A 17,288-nucleotide genomic window follows, 5' to 3' on the forward strand; every position below is an offset into this window, starting at 1 on the left:
CGGGGGGTTTGATTCTATGACGTTACGTTTTTTGGGTAAAGTTTGGCTATTGGTATCGTATGTATGGTGTATAGGTACGATACTGGATGGTAGATATGTAGGGGCCGCCACTGTGGCCCGCCCCTACATATCTACCATCCAGCAGCAAGAGCAGCCGCCCTACAAATTCCGCCGTGGGTTGATGGGGACAACATTTGTAGTGACGCTGTATGCTGCCGACAGCCTGACCGCACAACGTACCTATGACGCCGTTTCGGCGCGAATGGATACGCTGAACCAGATCATGAGCGATTATCTGGATGGGTCAGAAGTGAACCTATTATCGGCGACAAGCGGGCAGAATCGCTGGGTACGTGTCTCGCCTACGCTATTTGATGTCTTGCAGAAGGCTAAACAGATTGCTCAACAGTCAGGTGGGCGGTATGACCCGACGATTGGTCCGCTGTCGCAGTTGTGGCGGCGGGCGGTGCGGCAGCGCACCCGGGGCGGGTTCGCCTTTCCGGCTGCTCAAGAACGTCGGAAAGCGCGGCGGGCTGTTTCGTGGCGGTATATCGAACTGGATTCGAATAGCCAGTCAGTTCGGTTGAAGAAGCCCGGTATGCGGCTCGATCTGGGTGGCATTGGACAGGGATTTGCCATCGACGAAGCGCAGAAGGTGCTTCACCAATACGGCATTCGCGTTTTTCTGCTTGATATTGGCGGTGATATCCTCGTTGGCGATGCTCCCCCCGGCCGTCCCGAAGGCTGGCGAATTAGTCTGACCAAAGGCAACGTACCCGAAGCTGACTCTATTATCCTACTGAAAAATGCGGCCATTACAACATCAGGTGATACGGAGCGGCATCTGGATATTAATGGCCGTCGGTATTCGCACATTATGAATCCGCGAACGGGTCTGGGCCTACGCCATTTCGTGCAAGCCACCGTGCAAGCGCCTACCGGTACGTATGCTGATGCGCTCACGAAGGTATTCAGCGTAGCGCGGCCCAGTCAGCGAAAGCGATTGCAACGCCGTTTTCCGCAGGCGCGAGTGTGGATTAAGGAGAAGAGAAATGGGAACACGAATACCGCGGATTGAGTGAATTACAACAAATGATAATGGTACGCGGATGAGGCGGATTGAATGGGTGTTTGCGGGTCTTTGGATTTAAGTGGATTTACCCTTGCGTCAGCCAGCATCTGCTTAAATCCAAAGACCCGCAAACACCTACTCAATCCGCCTTATCCGTGTACCCGTAATTCATCGCCACTCATCCCAAAAAGCCCTTGGCAATCAACCCCAATCCTAATCTTTAGGGCGAAACTGCGTTCTGACTGTATGCTTACTCTCCATAATTTCCAGAAATCGTACGGCGAACGGCCTATTCTGACGATTCCTGACTGGCAGTTACCAACCGGTATTCACTGGCTGAAAGGACCGAATGGTGCCGGGAAGACAACCCTGTTTCGCTCTATTGCGGGGATGTTACCCCACGAAGGGTCGGTGAGGCTGAACGAGCTGGACAGTCGGCAAGATGTAGTGGCCTATCGGCTGAAGGTCAACTATGCCGAAGCGGAGCCCACCTTCCCTCCTTTCCTGACGGCGCATGAGCTGATCAAATGGGTAGCCGATGCCAAGCAGGCACCCGCCGGGCAGGCAGCGGGGCTGACCGAGGAATTTGGCGTAGGTACGTATCAGCATACGCCCGTAGGTACGTATTCGAGCGGGATGCTGAAGAAGACGTCGCTGATTATGGCGTTTCTGGGCCAGCCAACGTTGATTCTGCTCGATGAGCCGCTGGTCACACTCGATGTGGCTGCTACCCAAACCGTGGCTGAACTGATCGATAGAGCGCGCCTGGCTGGCGTAAATTTCCTGCTGTCATCACACCAGGCCATGGAAACGGCGCAACTCCCCATCGACTCAGTTTGGCAGGTAGCCAACCAGACCGTAACGCCTGCTTCGGTATGATTTGGAAACGGTTTCAAGTAATGTATACCGTGTTGGCCAAAACACTGGTGTATCCTTTTTATAGGCAGAATGCTGGCTTATTATGGATAGCCGGGTTGCTGGCAGGCGGTTTCATGCGGGAGAGCGACCATGTAGCGCTGGCTACCTACGCGGTGTCGTCTGTAACGGTGCTGGCTCTGTATGTGGCTATCTGGCTGCTCTACACGCTGCTGGCTACGCGTTTCGCCGTCAGCATGATCAACCGTTACGATGTGCTGCTGCATTTGCGGCTATTTTCGCCAATCAACCGTTGGGCGGGGCTGGGTACGTCCCAACTCCTGCTGATGGGGCCGGCGTTGGGTTATGCATGGTTTGTTATTCGTATTGCCAGGCAGGAGAAGCAGGTCTGGGCCATTGCAACGATTGGTGGAAGTCTGTTGCTGATCTGGGCGGCAGGTATCTCCTGGTACGAATACGCGCTACGCCATCCAAACCCGGTAAGCCGGTGGGCGACGTGGGTCAACAGGATCCGCAGGTACGTTCGCACACCCTATAGCCTGTTTTATCTGCGTTACCTGCTGAACGAACAGGGTACCCTGTTCTGGCGAACCAAGCTCGGAACAGGCCTGGTCTGGATCGGTATTCTGAAGCTCTACGCCACCGACCATTACCAGATCAACCTTTTCCGAACACCCGACTATGACCTTCGTCTGATTGGTCTTGGAGGCCTGCTGGTTGGACTGGGCCATGCTACTGTGGTGTATGAGCAGTACCGTTTCGAGCATCGCTGGCTACCCATTTACCGAAATATGCCGGTACCCGACTGGCGGCGATGGGCTGGGTACGTTGGCCAGTTTGCGTTGTTGCTCCTGCCCGAAGCCCTGCTCCTGCTCTATCACCTCCCCGCCGACCAGCCTCTGTGGCGAACAATCGGCGCGTGGGCGTTTGGCGTGAGCCTGCTAAGCGTGCAACAGGGTTTGCTGTTTCGCGTTCACCGGACGCCCGACCGTAGCATGACCGTTGTATACATCATGCTGATTGCCTATTTCCTCTTCGTCATGTTCCGAATTCCGCTCTGGGGCTTGGCCACGGCGAATCTGCTGGCATCAGGCTGGCTGTTCAGCCAGTATTACTGGACATCGGCCTGGGAAGGAGAATGAAGCGGACGAATAGAGCCTGCTGATAAAGAGACGCCCATACATTTTTATAAGACCCAGTAAAAAAAAACAACTCCCGGCCATGTCAGACATAGCCAGGAGTGTTAATTGGTTGATAGTCAGCCGATAAATCAAGATCCGCACATTTCGCAATCGTCTTTATTATCGATTGAGCAGATCATGGCGGCGTAAGCCTGTTCGGCTTCGCTGACCTGCTGTGGATTCTGCGCGGCGTGCTCTTTGGCCAGTTCATTCTTTTCCGGAAAAAGAACACGGCCTCCCAAAAAGCGACCTAGGTCAGAATTTTCTGTTATCACAACGTCCTTTATACTAAGTGCCAAAGCTTTCATAAGCGTTTTCAGGGATGAAAAGACTCAGATTTACCCTGCTGAGCGAGTCGTTCACTTACTTCTCGTTTAAACTGGTCTAGTTGCGTATGTAAGCTAGCATTCTTGATGAGCAGGCCATCAGCCTTAATCATACCATCCTCAAGAATGGCCTCTGCTCGCTTAGCCAATTCATCTATTAGTTGTTGCTTATCCGCCTTCATTAGTTGGTCTGCTTAATAATTCGATCATAAACCGACAATGAGTAATGTCTAACTCATGGTTGTCGATAGATTCGGCTAATATCTTTTGTTTACTCTTAAGTCCAGTCAAAAGAACTTTTACCTTTTCAAACGCAAGGTTATCGTATTCGTTCAATTCACGCGACATTCGGATTATCTTACGGGCTTCATAAATTGCCATCTCGACATTGAGCAGATCGCCTACTGCTTCAAGTTGACTAGTTTCAATATAATTTAACCAATTTTCGTAATACTCCTTATCCTTATTCACAAATAGATATCAGATCTTAGATTAATGTCTTTAAAACTCTGTAATTAATTCTCTTTTTCACTAATGCTCCCGACTATGTCAGACATAGCCGGGAGCGTTAATTAGTTGATAGTCAGCCGATAAATCAAGATCCGCACATTTCGCAATCGTCTTTATTATCGATTGAGCAGATCATGGCGGCGTAAGCCTGTTCGGCTTCGCTGACCTGCTGGGGGTTCTGGGCGGCGTGCTCTTTAGCGTAGCCTACATAGTCGAGCGGTTTTTCGACGGGGGCCGTTTCGGCCATGGCAGGTTCGAGTTGTGGCTCGGCTTGTGGCTGTACCACAGTGAACTTCACGGCATCGGTGGCGGCTTTCGTGCGCAGGTAATACATACCTGTTTTCAGGCCGGCGCGCCAGGCGTAGAAGTGCATCGACGTCAGTTTACCGAAGTTGGCATCCTGAATATGAATGTTCAACGACTGCGACTGGCAGATGTACGCGCCCCGGTCGGCGGCCATATCGATGATGTGCTTCTGCTTGATCTCCCACACCGTTTTGTAGAGATCTTTCAGATGCTGCGGAATGTTCGGAATGTCCTGCACCGATCCGTTGGCGATGATCAGGTTATTCTTCATGTTTTCGTTCCACAGCCCCAGTTTCACCAGGTCACGCAGCAGGTGCTTATTTACCACCACGAACTCGCCCGACAATACGCGGCGGGTGTAGATATTGCTCGTATAAGGCTCAAAGCACTCGTTGTTGCCCAGAATCTGGCTCGTTGATGCCGTTGGCATCGGAGCCAGCAGCAGTGAGTTCCGTACACCGTGCTCCATTACTTCGGCGCGCAGTGCGTTCCAGTCCCAACGGTTCGATTTTGGCGTTACACCCCACATATCGAACTGGAATTGACCTTGCGAAATTGGTGAGCCTTTCCACGTTTCGTATGGACCATGCTGCTTGGCCAGTTCCAGCGAAGCGGTCATGGCGGCGTAGTAGATCGTCTCGAAGATGTCTTCGTTCAACCGCCGCGCTTCGTCTGATTCGAACGGCATGCGGAGCATGATGAAGGCATCGGCCAGCCCCTGCACACCCAGCCCGATTGGCCGGTGACGCATGTTCGAGCGACGGGCTTCTTCAACGGGGTAGTAATTGAGGTCAATGATTTTGTTCAGGTTGCGCGTAGCTGTGCGCGTTACCTCATACAGTTTCTGGTGGTCGAACCGCAACACGCCGTCGTCTCCTTTCAAGATAAACTTCGGCAGGGCAATGCTGGCCAGGTTACACACCGCCACTTCGTCGGGCGAGGTGTACTCCATGATCTCGGTGCAGAGGTTACTCGATTTGATGGTGCCGAGGTTCTTCTGGTTCGATTTCCGGTTGGCAGCATCCTTATACAGCATGTACGGCGTACCGGTTTCGGTCTGGCTTTCCAGTACCTCAAACCACAGATCCTGCGCTTTTACGGTGCGGCGGGCACGTCCTTCCCGCTCGTAGCGCGTGTATAGCGCCTCGAACTCGTCGCCATAGGCATCAGACAGGCCCGGGCACTCGTGCGGGCAGAACAGCGACCAAACGTCGTTGTCTTCTACCCGCTTCATGAACAGATCGGGCGTCCATAGAGCATAGAACAGGTCGCGGGCGCGATTTTCTTCTTTGCCGTGGTTTTTCTTCAGCTGCAGGAAGTCGAAGATATCAGCATGCCAGGGCTCCAGGTAAACGGCGAACGAGCCTTTCCGCTTGCCTCCGCCCTGATCAACGTACCTGGCGGTGTCGTTGAATACGCGCAGCATCGGCACAATGCCGTTCGAGGTACCGTTGGTGCCTTTGATATACGTACCGGTAGCCCGCACATTATGAATGCTCAGGCCAATACCACCCGCCGACTGCGAGATTTTGGCCGTTTGCTTCAGTGTGTCGTAAATGCCCTCGATGCTGTCATCTTTCATCGTCAGCAGGAAGCAGCTGCTCATCTGCGGCTTCGGTGTGCCGGCGTTGAACAACGTTGGTGTAGCGTGCGTAAACCACCGTTCGCTCAACAGGTTATAGGTATCAATGGCGGCATCGATATCGTCCATGTGAATACCAACTGACACGCGCATCAGCATATGCTGCGGACGCTCGGCAATGCGGCCTTCCATTTTCAGAAGGTACGACTTCTCGAGTGTTTTGTAGCCGAAGTAATCGTAGCCGTAGTCACGGTCATAAATCACCGTTGAGTCGAGGATGGCGGCGTTCTCCCGAACGATATCGTATACCTCTTTTGAAATTAGCGACGCATTTTCCCCCGTTTTAGGATCGATGTAGTTGTAAAGCCGCTTGATGGTCCCCGAAAATGATTTGTTCGTTTCCTTGTGCAGGTTGGAAATCGCAATACGTGCTGCGAGGATAGCGTAATCAGGGTGGCGGGTAGTCAACGACGCGGCCGTTTCAGCGGCTAGGTTGTCGAGTTCAGTGGTTTTCACACCATCATACAGACCGTTGACCACTTTCATCGCTACTTCAACGGGTTGTACATAAGCCGGGTCGAGGCCGTAGCACAGTTTTTCGATACGGGCGGTGATCTTGTCAAATTTGACCGACTCCCGGTGGCCATCTCGTTTAATTACATACATGGTGCTTGTAGGGGGTTAGATACGCGTTTTGCCGTGAATTTTACGATTAACAGGGCTGTGGAATGATCAGTAGAAACCGTTCCGCAACGAGCTAATCAATTATGATACAATGTGTTGACAATTAGATAAATACAGGAACATATGGTGGCCAGATTGAGTGTTAAGCCACTGTTAAAGGTAACCCCAAACCAGCCGAAAAATTCGCTTCGTCAAGAAGTCCTTCGAAAAATGAAACTTGGCCAGCCGCCCGGCTGCTCCGTTGATGGCTGACCGTAAACGACTTACAATACTCTACCGGGGAGATGGCCTAAAAAAGGTACTACTCCTAATAGTCATATAGCGTTTATGCTATAAAAGCTACTGTGTATATAGAATTGGTATTTAAACAAGGATGGCTTTTCGGCGAACGTGATCAAAATAGCCGATTTACTGCCGAAAATCCCAACCTCTGCCCTCGTTTTACATCATTAATATTAGGGTGCGGTTAATTCTATAATTCGTTGACAGAAAGTGTTGTGTGTCAGCGAAAAAGCCCGTATTTTTGCAGTCCTTTTCGGACGGAAACCGAATTTTGGCAGATAATCAGATAGATACAATGAAAAAGGGCATTCACCCAGAGTACCGCGATGTGGTATTCCACGACATGTCGGCCGACTACAAATTTGTAACGCGCTCAACAGTCCAGACTAAAGACACTATGGAGTTCGAAGGTCAAACGTACCCACTGGTGAAAATCGAAGTTAGCTCACAATCGCACCCTTTCTACACGGGTAAGAACGTACTGCTCGATACCGCTGGTCGTATTGACAAGTTCCGCAAGAAGTACGGCAAATAAGCGCCCCTGTTTCTTCGGATTCGCTAAAAAAGCCTCGTTCCAAACTACGCCCGTTTGGAACGAGGCTTTTTTGTGCAATTTGCATCATCGCATACACACCTCTGTAAGAAACAGATTATGAGTCAATCGATTTCGATGCCGGCAGCCTGCACGCAGGAATGGCTGGCTATGCAATCTGTTTCTGGTGGGCGGCATTGTGTATCCTGCCAACGCCTAGTTCATGATTTCACCCAGTTTTCGGATGCTGAACTGGTGGCCTGGTTTGCTAACCATACCGGACCCACCTGTGGGCGCTTCCGCTCCGATCAATTGGATTTGCCACTTTATACGAATCAGCCTGCTGCACCAACGGGCGTTCGCGGCTGGGTACGTTGGGCATTGGCTTTGGTACTTGGCTGGCAAACAGCACGCGCACAAAACGCCTTACTAGTTAAAACCGCAGCTCCACAAACGGTTGCTCCGGCTAGCAGCCAACAGCCAGTAATGACGCCAGATTCCGTTCTTCTCTACATTCGGGGTCAGGTAATTCATGATGGCGGCAAGCCCGCAACCGTACATATCAAGAAAGGCCACGATCAGACTCTTTTTGCATCTGACTCAACCGGTCATTTTACCATTCCGATCTATTTGTCTGACCAGCGTAACGATGTAGTGCTGCTCAATTTTGGTTCTCAGGTACAGGTATGGGTTTCGACCAGGGAGGAACGCCCGCCCATTACAATTACGCTCAAGCCTACTGTCTTGAACACAGTCATCCAGTTACCTCCTGGTTTGCAGTTGAGGGTAGGTGCTGTCACGGTAAATAAACCAGGTACGCCAACTAGCCTTGATAAAAAGTAACGCCAGTCTATAAAAGCCGAAGGGACGTTCCTGCTCAGGAACGTCCCTTCGGCTTTTATAGACTAACAGCAATCAGGCCTGCCTGATAAGCACGGCGTTTTTCTGACCGGAAATACCGTCTGTTCTGAACTGGCTGGCTACGTTTTCCTGCACATAGTAATACGCTTCCCAGTACGTTTCGGGCTTGGTCCAGACGCGGACATCGTAGGCAACGCCATTATCATTCAGGTGATTGACCAGAATGTCATGTGTCTGGTCTTTCAGCGCATACGGGCAAGCGTCGATGACCTTCTGCACGGAAGCCCGGGTAGCATTGAGGTCGTTATCATTGCCAACGGCAAATGTCATATCGACCCGTATCAGGTTACGCGTTGATACGTTCGTGATGGGCGCAGTAGACAATGGCCCGTTCGGCAGGATAATGGTTTTGTTATCGGGTGTAACCAGGATGGTGTTGAAGATCTGAATGGCATCGACATGACCGGTAAAGCCCTGCGCGCTGATCAGATCGCCTACCCGGAATGGCTTGAAAATCAGGATTAATACGCCCCCCGCGAAGTTGGAGAGGCTTCCCTGTAAGGCCAACCCAACTGCCAGCCCTGCCGCGCCGATGATGGCTACAAACGAGGTTGTTTCGAGCCCCAGCGTACTGGCTACGCTTAACAGCAATAATACGCGCAATAGTCCGCTGAATAGTGACAGCAGAAACGGCTGCACGTCGCGGTCGACGTGCCGGTTGTTCATTAGTTTCGACAGAAATTTAACCAGCTGACCGATGATCCACAGACCTACGATCAGCGTGACAACAACCAGCAGGAGCTTAGTGCCGTAGAGCGTTACCAGCGTTAGGAGCTGATCCGAAATTTTAGTGAAATCCATAAGTATGTAGTGAAATGGTGGTTTGTGACTTTGACTTTAACAAGTGATCAAAGTAACGGGGGTACTACATACTTACAGGTTTGTATTGGACTTGCGGTTGTACCAGACTGATACACAAAGGCAACAGCCGTGGTCGGGGCCATTAAAGAAGACTTAATGTATCAGAAATGGAATTGCTATACCTTGCTTTAAATGCCTATCGTATGCCACAATCCGCTCTGATTTCTATTCCTTCGCCCTGCCCTGAGTCTTGGGAGCAAATGGCTGCCGTGAGCGGTGGACGGCATTGCGAATTGTGCCAAAAAACGGTTCATGATCTATCAACGTTCTCGGATCGTGAACTGGCCAACTGGCTGGCAACGTATACCGGCGAAGCAGTCTGTGGCCGACTCCGTACCGATCAGTTAGAGAGACGTATCCAGCAGGTTCAGGTACGTTCAGAACAAGCCAGAAATGGTGGCTGGGTACGTTGGGCGGTGGCCCTTGTGCTGGGCTGGCAGACGGCCAGGGGACAGGCAGCCCCAAGTATACCTGTTCCACAACCAGCTACCATTCAGCCTAGAAGAGCCCTGGTTAATAGTCAACGACCTCTGATAAGACCAGAACCAGTATTTTACATAAAGGGACAAGTCGTTGATGAGGATGGGGAACCGTACAACCAGATTGTTGTGCAGCATGAATCGGCCGGCGTATCAGTACCGGTAGATAGTGACGGCAGATTCCGATTACCTGTTTACGCAGACGACCAGAAAGAGGATTCAATTCGGGTGGGCATTATCTATTCCAATCGGCAGTATATCAATGTGTCGACCAGGCAGGAACAAGCACCGCTACTTATCACCGTATACGCCCCTGTACCAAGCCGTACTATTGTTGGCGGTGGCCTGGTAGTTACCCGGCAGGAGCAACCTAAACGACGCTCTCTCTGGCAGTTTTTAACTGGGAAACGGTGAAATTCATTTTACAAAAAATGCCCAACCAGCAACGGATTGGGCATTTTTTGTCACATCTGATACGTCTCGTTCCTACTTGTGCAAAAACGCCTGCAGCGACGCAATTTTCGATTCAGCGTCGGCGGCTTTCTGGCGTTCGCGCTCGACCACATCGGCTTTTGCGTTGGCCACAAACCGTTCGTTCGACAGTTTTTTCAACACCGAATCGCGGAAACCGATCAGGTACGTTAATTCCTGTTGTGCTTTCTCTTTTTCCTGCTCTTCGTCTAGCTGATCGGCCAGATCAATGTAAAATTCGTCGCCTTTAATCAGGAATGAAGTCGCATTCTCCGGCTTCTCCGATACATACTCGATGGCAGGTACGTTTGCCATTTTCTGGATCAAGCCTTCCAGCGCTTTGAACCGGTCGGGCGTGGCAGTACGGATCGAGAGCGGCAGTTCTACCTTTGGCGCAATCTGCTTGGCATTGCGGATGTTGCGAATGCTGGTTACGATCTCGAACAGCGTATCAAAATCAGCCAGTATAGCCGTATCGATCGATGCTGCTTTGGGGAACGTGGCCGTACACAGGCTTTCGCCAGGCTGACGTTCACGAATATCCTGCCAGATTTCCTCGGTGATAAACGGCATAAACGGATGCGTCAGGGCCATCAGCCGCTCGAAGAAATTGATCGTTGCCAGGTATGTTGCCTCGTCGATGATACCGCTGTAGTTACCGTCGGCGTCTTTTTCTGTGTATTCCGTCGGCTTGATCAGTTCGAGATACTGCGAGCAAAAATCATCCCAGATCAGCTTATAGATGCTCTGAAGGGCATCCGAAATCCGGAACTTGCTGAAATGATCTTCGATCTCAATCAGCGTTTGGCTCAGTTTAGCTTCGAACCACTGAATTGGCAGACTGTCACCTGCTTTCGCGGTGGGGGATACCGTCCACCCTTTCACCAGCCGGAAGGCGTTCCAGATCTTGTTGCAGAAATTACGGCCCTGCTCGCAGAGCTTTTCGTCGAACAGCAAGTCGTTACCGGCCGCAGCGCTGAAGAGCATCCCCGTCCGTACGCCGTCGGCGCCGAACTGATCGATCAGCACCAGCGGGTCGGGGGAGTTGCCGAGTTGCTTCGACATTTTCCGGCCCTGCTTGTCGCGGACCATCCCCGTGAAGTATACGTTCTTAAACGGCCGCTCTCCCCGGAACTCGAAGCCCGCCATTGCCATCCGGGCAACCCAGAAGAAAATGATGTCGAAGCCTGTAACGAGGTCGTTGGTCGGGTAATAGTAATTGATCTCTTCGTTGTCGGGGTAGCGAATACCATCGAATACCGAGATAGGCCAGAGCCATGACGAAAACCACGTATCGAGTACGTCATCGTCCTGGGTCAGATCGGCTTCGGTCATGGCGAAGAGCAGTTTCTCGTGCTGCACCTTTCGCAGGGCTTCGCGCTTGTTCTTGGCCACGATGACGGTACCATCCTGCATGTAGAAAGCCGGAATACGCTGACCCCACCACAGTTGACGGCTGATGCACCAGTCGTGGGGCTGTTCCATCCACGAGCGGTACATGTTCTTGTACTTGGGCGGCACCAGCGCAATATCGTCGGTCATGACGGCGTCGAGAGCTGGTTTGGCAATGTCCTGCATTTTCAGGAACCACTGCAACGACAGCTTCGGCTCAATAACGGCATTGGTCCGCTCCGAAAAGCCTACGTTCGATTTGTACTCTTCCGTCTTGACCAGATTACCCGATTCCTCCAGCAGCTTCAGAATCTCCTTCCGGGCAACGAACCGATCTTTCCCGATCAGAATCTGGGCTTTCTCGTTCAGCGTCCCGTTGTCGTTCAGAATATCGATGACGGGCAAACGGTGTTTGATGCCCAGTTCGTAATCATTGGGGTCGTGCGCAGGGGTCACTTTCAGGCAACCCGTGCCAAAATCCATCGTTACATACTCGTCGGTGATGATTGGAATGGGCCGGTTGATCAGCGGAATCAGGGCGGATTTACCGTGCAGGTGGGTATAGCGTTCATCGTTCGGGTTCACGCAGATAGCCGAGTCGGCCATGATCGTCTCGGGCCGAACGGTCGCAACCGTTACATATTCCTTCTCGCCGCCGTCGCTCTGAATTTCATAACGGATGTAGCTCAGCTTCTGCTGAACCTCTTTCATGTTCACCTCTTCATCCGACACGGCGGTGAGGCCCTGCGGGTCCCAGTTCACCATGCGCACGCCCCGGTAGATCTGTCCTTTATTATAGAGATCAACAAATACGTCGATCACTGATTCGTAGAGGGCCGGGTCCATCGTAAAGCGGGTCCGGTCCCAATCGCAGGAGGCGCCTAGTTTGCGGAGCTGTTGCAGGATGATGCCGCCGTATTTTTCCTTCCACTCCCAGGCGTAAGCCAGAAACTCGTCGCGGGTCAGGTCTTTTTTGTCTATTCCCCGCTCTTTCAGCATATTCACCACTTTCGTTTCGGTGGCAATACTGGCATGGTCGGTACCGGGCACCCAACAGGCATTCTTCCCTTCCATTCTGGCCTTGCGAATCAGCACGTCCTGAATGGTATTGTTGAGCATGTGGCCCATATGCAGCACACCCGTTACGTTGGGCGGCGGAATCACGATTGTATACGGCTCACGCTCGTCGGGCGTTGAGGTAAACAGTTTATTATCAAGCCAATACTGATACCATTTGGCTTCAATATCGGTGGGTGAATATGTCTTTGCAATCATGCCGTCTGGTAGGGCCGGGGCCGCGTTAAGGCCGCAAAAATACGAATAAATAGCTTGTTAATCGGCGTAGATCCCTACCCTGGAGGATGCCCGCTGGCGCATGATTCTGCCGATGGGGCAGGGATGCTTTAGCGCCAGCAGGCTCTCCTTGGGGCGAGAGCTACACCAACAAGCAAAAAGCCGACACGTTTTCACGCATCGGCTTTGCCTTATGAGGACGTACCCGGGATTAGCCAGCTACTACTGAGCAGCTTGTTTGGCGAATTCGCCGGCAGCTTTCAGTTCTACTTCTTCACTAACGGTAGTACCGCCTGGCGTGCCTACACCGAAGTCGGTCCGTTTAATGGTACCGTTCAGTTTCAGGCCTACTTTCTCCTGCTCTTTGCCACCCATACCTTTCATCTTAACGGGACCCGTTACAAAGGCGTCGAGCGTAACTGGCTTCGTTACACCGTGCATGGTCAGGTCGCCCGTCAGTTTGTATTTTTTGCCTTCTACTTTTTTGAACGACGTGCTCTTGAAGGTCAGGGTTGGGAATTTAGCGGCATCGAAGAAATCAGGGCTTTTCAGGTGACCGTCGCGGCGCTCGCTGTCGGTGTTGATCGAGTTAACGTCGGCAGTCAGTTCGATAACGGCATCAGACAGGTCTTCTTTGGCCGACGTGATTTTTGCGTCGAAGGTTTTGAAGTTACCGTCAACTTCTGAGAGCAGAAGGTGAGTAACCGTGAAACCAACCCGAGAGTGCGACTTGTCAACATTCCAGGTTTGTGCATTGGCAGCCGACAGGGTCAGCAGGGCTGCTACGGGGAGGAGTAAAAATTTCATGCGATTAAAAGAAGTTAGATTCTGGAACAAAAGACGGATTACTTTCTGATAGAAAAAAATATGTGTCGATACATAAGTTTCATGTGCCGACGTACAAACTTGTTTCATCTACAGTTACTGCTCAAGGCTGAAGCGGCAACCGGCGAAGCCTAAGCAATTATTCGGCCAGAAGTTTATCGATCAGCCGGTTAAATTCACCTACGTACTGATCGTAATAAATCCCCGTTCCCGGCCCGGCAAACCCCGTGTGAATATGGCGCACCGTTCCTTTCTTATCCACGAAGATCGTTGTCGGAAAGGCCACTACGCTGCTCAGGGCTGGTAATGATTTTGCCGCTTCGGCCTTATCGTTGATACCGGCCAGCAACACGGGATACTGAATCTGGAACCGCTCGCTCATCCGTTTCAGTTTTGGCCCCGACTCGGCCAGATCCGCCGTTTTCTCGAAGGCTAAACCTGCCACTTCAACGCCGCGCGCCCTATTTTTCGCGTACCAGGGCGCCAAAAACCTGGTTTCGTCCATACAATTCGGGCACCATGACCCCATAATCTGCACTACGGTTACTTTGCCTTTGAACTGCGGATCGTTCAGCGAAACGGTTTTACCCGTGGCGTCTGGAAAGGCAAACGTGAATTTCTGGCCGGGTTTCAGGTACGTTAGCCTGGCCGGATCGGGCAGCGAAGCCTTGGGGTCAAGGCGTGCTGTCCAGGTTTCGCGGTAGGTTGGGCCGGAATGGAAAACGCCCGTTAACGTCTGGTTAGGTCCGCGTTTTGCTTTGAAGAGAAACGCATGGCTACCGTCGAAGCAGGAGAGGAGCAAGCTATCACCGAAAGCGTTTCCGGCCAGGTATCGGTAGTCGCCGGTAGGGGTCAGGAACGTACCTGTCACCTCATTCCCTTTTTGCGCAAATACACCTACGGCCGCCGTTGTGTCGCCCGGTGTGCCGTCGCCTCCTTCGGCCCGGAACACTGTCTGCCACTTGCCCGACAGGTCACTAGTAGGGGAGACGCCCGCAGGTACGTTGAAGCGGCTGGCTTCGCCGAACCGGGCGCTGAAGGGGACGATCTGATATTGATCTTTCACGCGCCGTTTCCGCCACGTTCCGGTCAGCTTATCGCCATCCACCTTCGCCACCAGTTCTGACTCGAACAGCCCCATCGGAATGCGCAGGGTATCACCCTGAAGCGTTGCTTCGTCCATGGGCAGGCGCTCGGCTCCGTTGATAGCGAATACCGTGTATTTGCCCGCCTGCGCGGCGGGTTTAATATCCAGGCCAAAAGGAAGCTGGCCACCGCTCGTTTCCAGGGTAGCCCGCCATACGCCCGTTTTCACCGTTGTGGCCGACTGGCAGTTTGCCAGAAAGGGTATAATAAGTAAGGTCGTAACGACGTGCGTCAGTCGATTTTTCATGCGATACCGGCTTAACGGCTATGCTCTGTTTTTCAACATGGGCAACAGCAAAACAGGTCTTTCCCGTTCACGTAGAAAAAATGTTCATGGATTAAACTTTACAGTAACGTTCTGAGTCTAACGGCACATAATCAATACTATAGCATCTAGTCAACTTTCATTGAACGTCAATCTATTGACTATCTGGTAAAACGGTAATTTCCCTATCACATAACCCTGTTACAACCAATGAAACTGCTGATTTACTGCTTATTCGTGAGCCTGTTGGCCAGTTGTGTCTCTTTTCAAAGCAACATCAATGGCACGCCACCCGACTTTACCCGCATCCTGGTGGTGTCAAAGCTGACTCGCACCTCGCCCAATTACATGGCCCAGTATGTGCGGGCTTTTCCTAAAAACTATGCTGTTTGTACCGTCGATGCAGGTCCATTGGCTTTCGGAAATATAGACTCACTAATTCGGGCGAAGAGTAAGGAGTGTAACAGTGAGGTCATATTAACCCTGAACGTTGGGCAAAGCGGCTTGATCAGTCAGGGAAAGTATGCTGCCAGCGTAAATGACGTTGTGCTCGAAATGCAAACGCTGCCCGATCATACCCCTTTTTGGAAGGGTCTAACATCCATTCAATCCTTCAGGCAGGATGCGTTAGACCCGCGCGTAGTTGTGCGGAAGCTCAAAGAAGACAACATTATTTCGGGCATGAATTCGGCGCAACAATAAGAATAGGGCTGGTCGGGTGAGCGGGTTTTGCTAAGTTTGTATAAGGCTTTTTCAACGAGCCGCCTTAACCCCCCGCCCTATGACTACCGAGTACCACAATCCCGTTATGCTGGCCGAATGCATCGATGGCCTCGCCCTGAAACCGGGGGGAGTCTACGTCGACGTGACGTTTGGCGGCGGCGGGCATAGTCGGGCAATTCTCAACGCGATGGTGCCCGATGCAAAAGGAAATGCCGGCAAGCTACTGGTGTTCGATCAGGACCCGGACGCACGCGCCAACGCCGCAGCCATCGACGACCCCCGACTGACGTTCATTGCCGCCAATTTCCGCAACCTGAAACGCTACCTGCGCCTCTACGGCGTTCGGCAGGTAGACGGCATTCTGGCCGACCTGGGTATTTCGTCGCACCAGATCGATACACCCGAACGTGGTTTTTCGACCCGCTTCGAGGCCGACCTCGATATGCGCATGAACCAGCAGGGCGACCTTACCGCCAGGCAGGTTGTCAATTCGTATCCCGAAGCGGAGCTTCACCGCATCTTGGGCATGTATGGTGAACTGACCAACGCCCGCACCGCCGCCGCCGCGCTGGTTTCGGGCCGCGCCAACCAGTCGATCCAGACAATCAACGACCTGAAAGATGCGTTAAAGCGCTGTGCACCAAGAGGGAAAGAAAACAAGTATTTCGCGCAGGTGTTTCAGGCGCTGCGTATTGAAGTGAACGACGAACTGAAGGTGCTTGAAGAGTTTCTGGAACAAACCCCCGAGGTGCTGTCGCCCGGCGGCCGACTGGTGGTGATGAGCTATCATTCGCTGGAAGACCGGCTGGTGAAGAACTTCATTAACAAAGGCAAGTTCTCGGGCGAGGTAGAGAAAGACCTCTTTGGCAATGAAATAAAGCCCCTGCACTCCGTTACACGCAAACCCATTGAAGCCAGCACCGACGAAGTAGCCCGTAACCCACGAGCCAGAAGCGCAAAACTGAGAATAGCAGAAAAAGGGGAGGAAGCGGGAAAGGGAGAACGGAGGAAAGGGTAGCTCTGCTACAATTCCGTCCTCCCTTTCCTCCCTTCCTCTCTTTCCTCCCCCCTTCCCATGGCCCTCAACACATTCAAGCATCAGCCGCCAGTGAAGCCAACGCGGCGCAAACGGAGGCCCAACCGCCTCGCTATCTGGATTAACGAGGTGATGGGATTCGATCGGCTCTTTGGTTCAGACAACTCCTGGCCCATCCGGAACATCAACCGTATCCTGTGGGTAACGCTGTTGCTGGTGCTGTACATCGGCCTGAACCATAACGCCGAACGGCTCGTCCGGCGCATTCACCGCACCCGCACAGATGTAGACGAGCTTCGCGCCCAGGCCACTACGCTGGAAGCTGATCTGGCCCGCAGCAGCAAGCAATCTGAACTCAGTAAACGCGTTCTGGCCGATAGCCTGCTGGATAGCCAGAGCCCACCAACGAAACTGATTGTCAGCGAGTAAAATACGTTTACTGTTCACTGTGTACAGTTTGCTGTTGCTCTGCTAAGGCAAGTATTATTGAATCGGCAACGCAACGGTAAACAGCAAACTGCAAAC

General features: G+C 52.2%; 17 protein-coding genes. 9 read left to right on the forward strand and 8 right to left on the reverse strand.

Features of this window, described 5'->3' with window-relative positions; all coding sequences use genetic code 11:
• Positions 1-16: 16 nt before the first annotated feature.
• The 3 genes from J2I46_RS16670 (at position 17) to J2I46_RS16680 (ending at position 3,090) form a co-directional block, all read left to right on the forward strand.
• Positions 17-1,078, forward strand: coding sequence for an FAD:protein FMN transferase (locus tag J2I46_RS16670; protein WP_229379809.1), 1,062 nt, complete (start codon positions 17-19; stop codon positions 1,076-1,078).
• A gap of 240 nt (positions 1,079-1,318) precedes the next feature.
• Entirely contained in the window at positions 1,319-1,951 is a 633-nt protein-coding gene (locus tag J2I46_RS16675) for an ABC transporter ATP-binding protein (protein WP_207330194.1), read from the forward strand.
• Positions 1,948-3,090 carry a hypothetical protein gene (locus tag J2I46_RS16680; RefSeq protein ID WP_207330195.1) on the forward strand — a complete coding sequence of 381 codons (1,143 nt, stop codon included), beginning with the start codon at positions 1,948-1,950 and terminating at the stop codon, positions 3,088-3,090. The genes J2I46_RS16675 and J2I46_RS16680 overlap by 4 nt, the downstream gene beginning before the upstream one ends.
• 128 nt (positions 3,091-3,218) lie before the next feature.
• Here J2I46_RS16680 and J2I46_RS16685 read toward each other — a convergent pair whose 3' ends face one another.
• The 4 genes from J2I46_RS16685 to J2I46_RS16700 all read right to left on the reverse strand — a co-directional run bounded on the left by J2I46_RS16685 (position 3,219) and on the right by J2I46_RS16700 (position 6,519).
• On the reverse strand, positions 3,219-3,437 hold the full coding sequence (locus tag J2I46_RS16685; protein ID WP_207330196.1) for a hypothetical protein: 219 nt from the start codon (positions 3,435-3,437) through the stop codon (positions 3,219-3,221).
• An 8-nt stretch (positions 3,438-3,445) separates the two neighbouring features.
• Complete coding sequence (locus J2I46_RS16690; RefSeq protein WP_207330197.1) at positions 3,446-3,637, reverse strand: hypothetical protein; 192 nt, start codon at positions 3,635-3,637, stop codon at positions 3,446-3,448.
• The gene (locus J2I46_RS16695; protein WP_207330198.1) at positions 3,624-3,926 is read right to left on the reverse strand and encodes a hypothetical protein; all 303 of its coding nucleotides are present in this window, start codon (positions 3,924-3,926) and stop codon (positions 3,624-3,626) included. The genes J2I46_RS16690 and J2I46_RS16695 overlap by 14 nt, the downstream gene beginning before the upstream one ends.
• 124 nt (positions 3,927-4,050) lie before the next feature.
• Complete coding sequence (locus tag J2I46_RS16700) at positions 4,051-6,519, reverse strand: ribonucleoside-diphosphate reductase subunit alpha (RefSeq protein ID WP_207330199.1); 2,469 nt, start codon at positions 6,517-6,519, stop codon at positions 4,051-4,053.
• Between the two features lie 595 nt (positions 6,520-7,114).
• On the opposite strand from J2I46_RS16700, the gene J2I46_RS16705 reads away from it, so the two are divergent.
• Both J2I46_RS16705 and J2I46_RS16710 read left to right on the forward strand, forming a co-directional pair.
• Positions 7,115-7,354 (forward strand): type B 50S ribosomal protein L31, encoded by a 240-nt coding sequence (locus tag J2I46_RS16705; protein WP_085411487.1) that lies wholly within the window; start codon positions 7,115-7,117, stop codon positions 7,352-7,354.
• A 117-nt stretch (positions 7,355-7,471) separates the two neighbouring features.
• Positions 7,472-8,194: a hypothetical protein gene (locus J2I46_RS16710; protein WP_207330200.1), complete on the forward strand. Its 723-nt coding sequence runs from the start codon at positions 7,472-7,474 to the stop codon at positions 8,192-8,194.
• A 72-nt stretch (positions 8,195-8,266) separates the two neighbouring features.
• Here the strand turns inward: J2I46_RS16710 and J2I46_RS16715 are convergent, their stop codons facing one another.
• Positions 8,267-9,073 (reverse strand): mechanosensitive ion channel family protein, encoded by an 807-nt coding sequence (locus tag J2I46_RS16715; RefSeq protein WP_207330201.1) that lies wholly within the window; start codon positions 9,071-9,073, stop codon positions 8,267-8,269.
• Positions 9,074-9,276: 203 nt separating this feature from the next.
• Between J2I46_RS16715 and J2I46_RS16720 the strand changes: the two genes are divergently transcribed.
• Positions 9,277-10,026, forward strand: a complete 750-nt coding sequence (locus J2I46_RS16720) for a carboxypeptidase-like regulatory domain-containing protein (RefSeq protein WP_207330202.1) — start codon at positions 9,277-9,279, stop codon at positions 10,024-10,026.
• Between the two features lie 72 nt (positions 10,027-10,098).
• Here the strand turns inward: J2I46_RS16720 and J2I46_RS16725 are convergent, their stop codons facing one another.
• The 3 genes from J2I46_RS16725 to J2I46_RS16735 form a co-directional block, all read right to left on the reverse strand.
• The gene (locus tag J2I46_RS16725; RefSeq protein WP_207330203.1) at positions 10,099-12,750 is read right to left on the reverse strand and encodes a valine--tRNA ligase; all 2,652 of its coding nucleotides are present in this window, start codon (positions 12,748-12,750) and stop codon (positions 10,099-10,101) included.
• A 240-nt stretch (positions 12,751-12,990) separates the two neighbouring features.
• On the reverse strand, positions 12,991-13,575 hold the full coding sequence (locus J2I46_RS16730) for a YceI family protein (protein WP_207330204.1): 585 nt from the start codon (positions 13,573-13,575) through the stop codon (positions 12,991-12,993).
• 157 nt (positions 13,576-13,732) lie between these two features.
• Complete coding sequence (locus J2I46_RS16735; RefSeq protein WP_207330205.1) at positions 13,733-14,986, reverse strand: peroxiredoxin family protein; 1,254 nt, start codon at positions 14,984-14,986, stop codon at positions 13,733-13,735.
• 228 nt (positions 14,987-15,214) lie between these two features.
• On the opposite strand from J2I46_RS16735, the gene J2I46_RS16740 reads away from it, so the two are divergent.
• The 3 genes from J2I46_RS16740 (at position 15,215) to J2I46_RS16750 (ending at position 17,192) form a co-directional block, all read left to right on the forward strand.
• Positions 15,215-15,706: a hypothetical protein gene (locus J2I46_RS16740; RefSeq protein ID WP_207330206.1), complete on the forward strand. Its 492-nt coding sequence runs from the start codon at positions 15,215-15,217 to the stop codon at positions 15,704-15,706.
• A 79-nt stretch (positions 15,707-15,785) separates the two neighbouring features.
• Positions 15,786-16,745, forward strand: a complete 960-nt coding sequence (gene rsmH, locus J2I46_RS16745; protein ID WP_207330207.1) for a 16S rRNA (cytosine(1402)-N(4))-methyltransferase RsmH — start codon at positions 15,786-15,788, stop codon at positions 16,743-16,745.
• A 57-nt stretch (positions 16,746-16,802) separates the two neighbouring features.
• A complete protein-coding gene (locus J2I46_RS16750) occupies positions 16,803-17,192 on the forward strand; it encodes an FtsL-like putative cell division protein (protein WP_207330208.1) in 390 nt (129 codons plus the stop codon).
• Positions 17,193-17,288: the final 96 nt, after the last annotated feature.

The organism is Fibrella forsythiae, assembly GCF_017353175.1.
In the GTDB taxonomy this organism is placed as follows: Bacteria; Bacteroidota; Bacteroidia; order Cytophagales; family Spirosomataceae; genus Fibrella; species Fibrella forsythiae.

What these genes read in the sequence shown, in the direction of transcription:
- J2I46_RS16670 (WP_229379809.1), top strand. Translation starts at nt 17, where the DNA reads ATGACGTTACGTTTTTTGGGTAAAGTTTGGCTATTGGTATCGTATGTA.
- J2I46_RS16675 (WP_207330194.1), top strand. Translation starts at nt 1,319, where the DNA reads ATGCTTACTCTCCATAATTTCCAGAAATCGTACGGCGAACGGCCTATT.
- J2I46_RS16680 (WP_207330195.1), top strand. Translation starts at nt 1,948, where the DNA reads ATGATTTGGAAACGGTTTCAAGTAATGTATACCGTGTTGGCCAAAACA.
- J2I46_RS16685 (WP_207330196.1), bottom strand. Translation starts at nt 3,437, where the DNA reads ATGAAAGCTTTGGCACTTAGTATAAAGGACGTTGTGATAACAGAAAAT.
- J2I46_RS16690 (WP_207330197.1), bottom strand. Translation starts at nt 3,637, where the DNA reads ATGAAGGCGGATAAGCAACAACTAATAGATGAATTGGCTAAGCGAGCA.
- J2I46_RS16700 (WP_207330199.1), bottom strand. Translation starts at nt 6,519, where the DNA reads ATGTATGTAATTAAACGAGATGGCCACCGGGAGTCGGTCAAATTTGAC.
- J2I46_RS16705 (WP_085411487.1), top strand. Translation starts at nt 7,115, where the DNA reads ATGAAAAAGGGCATTCACCCAGAGTACCGCGATGTGGTATTCCACGAC.
- J2I46_RS16710 (WP_207330200.1), top strand. Translation starts at nt 7,472, where the DNA reads ATGAGTCAATCGATTTCGATGCCGGCAGCCTGCACGCAGGAATGGCTG.
- J2I46_RS16715 (WP_207330201.1), bottom strand. Translation starts at nt 9,073, where the DNA reads ATGGATTTCACTAAAATTTCGGATCAGCTCCTAACGCTGGTAACGCTC.
- J2I46_RS16720 (WP_207330202.1), top strand. Translation starts at nt 9,277, where the DNA reads ATGCCACAATCCGCTCTGATTTCTATTCCTTCGCCCTGCCCTGAGTCT.
- J2I46_RS16725 (WP_207330203.1), bottom strand. Translation starts at nt 12,750, where the DNA reads ATGATTGCAAAGACATATTCACCCACCGATATTGAAGCCAAATGGTAT.
- J2I46_RS16730 (WP_207330204.1), bottom strand. Translation starts at nt 13,575, where the DNA reads ATGAAATTTTTACTCCTCCCCGTAGCAGCCCTGCTGACCCTGTCGGCT.
- J2I46_RS16735 (WP_207330205.1), bottom strand. Translation starts at nt 14,986, where the DNA reads ATGAAAAATCGACTGACGCACGTCGTTACGACCTTACTTATTATACCC.
- J2I46_RS16740 (WP_207330206.1), top strand. Translation starts at nt 15,215, where the DNA reads ATGAAACTGCTGATTTACTGCTTATTCGTGAGCCTGTTGGCCAGTTGT.
- rsmH (WP_207330207.1), top strand. Translation starts at nt 15,786, where the DNA reads ATGACTACCGAGTACCACAATCCCGTTATGCTGGCCGAATGCATCGAT.
- J2I46_RS16750 (WP_207330208.1), top strand. Translation starts at nt 16,803, where the DNA reads ATGGCCCTCAACACATTCAAGCATCAGCCGCCAGTGAAGCCAACGCGG.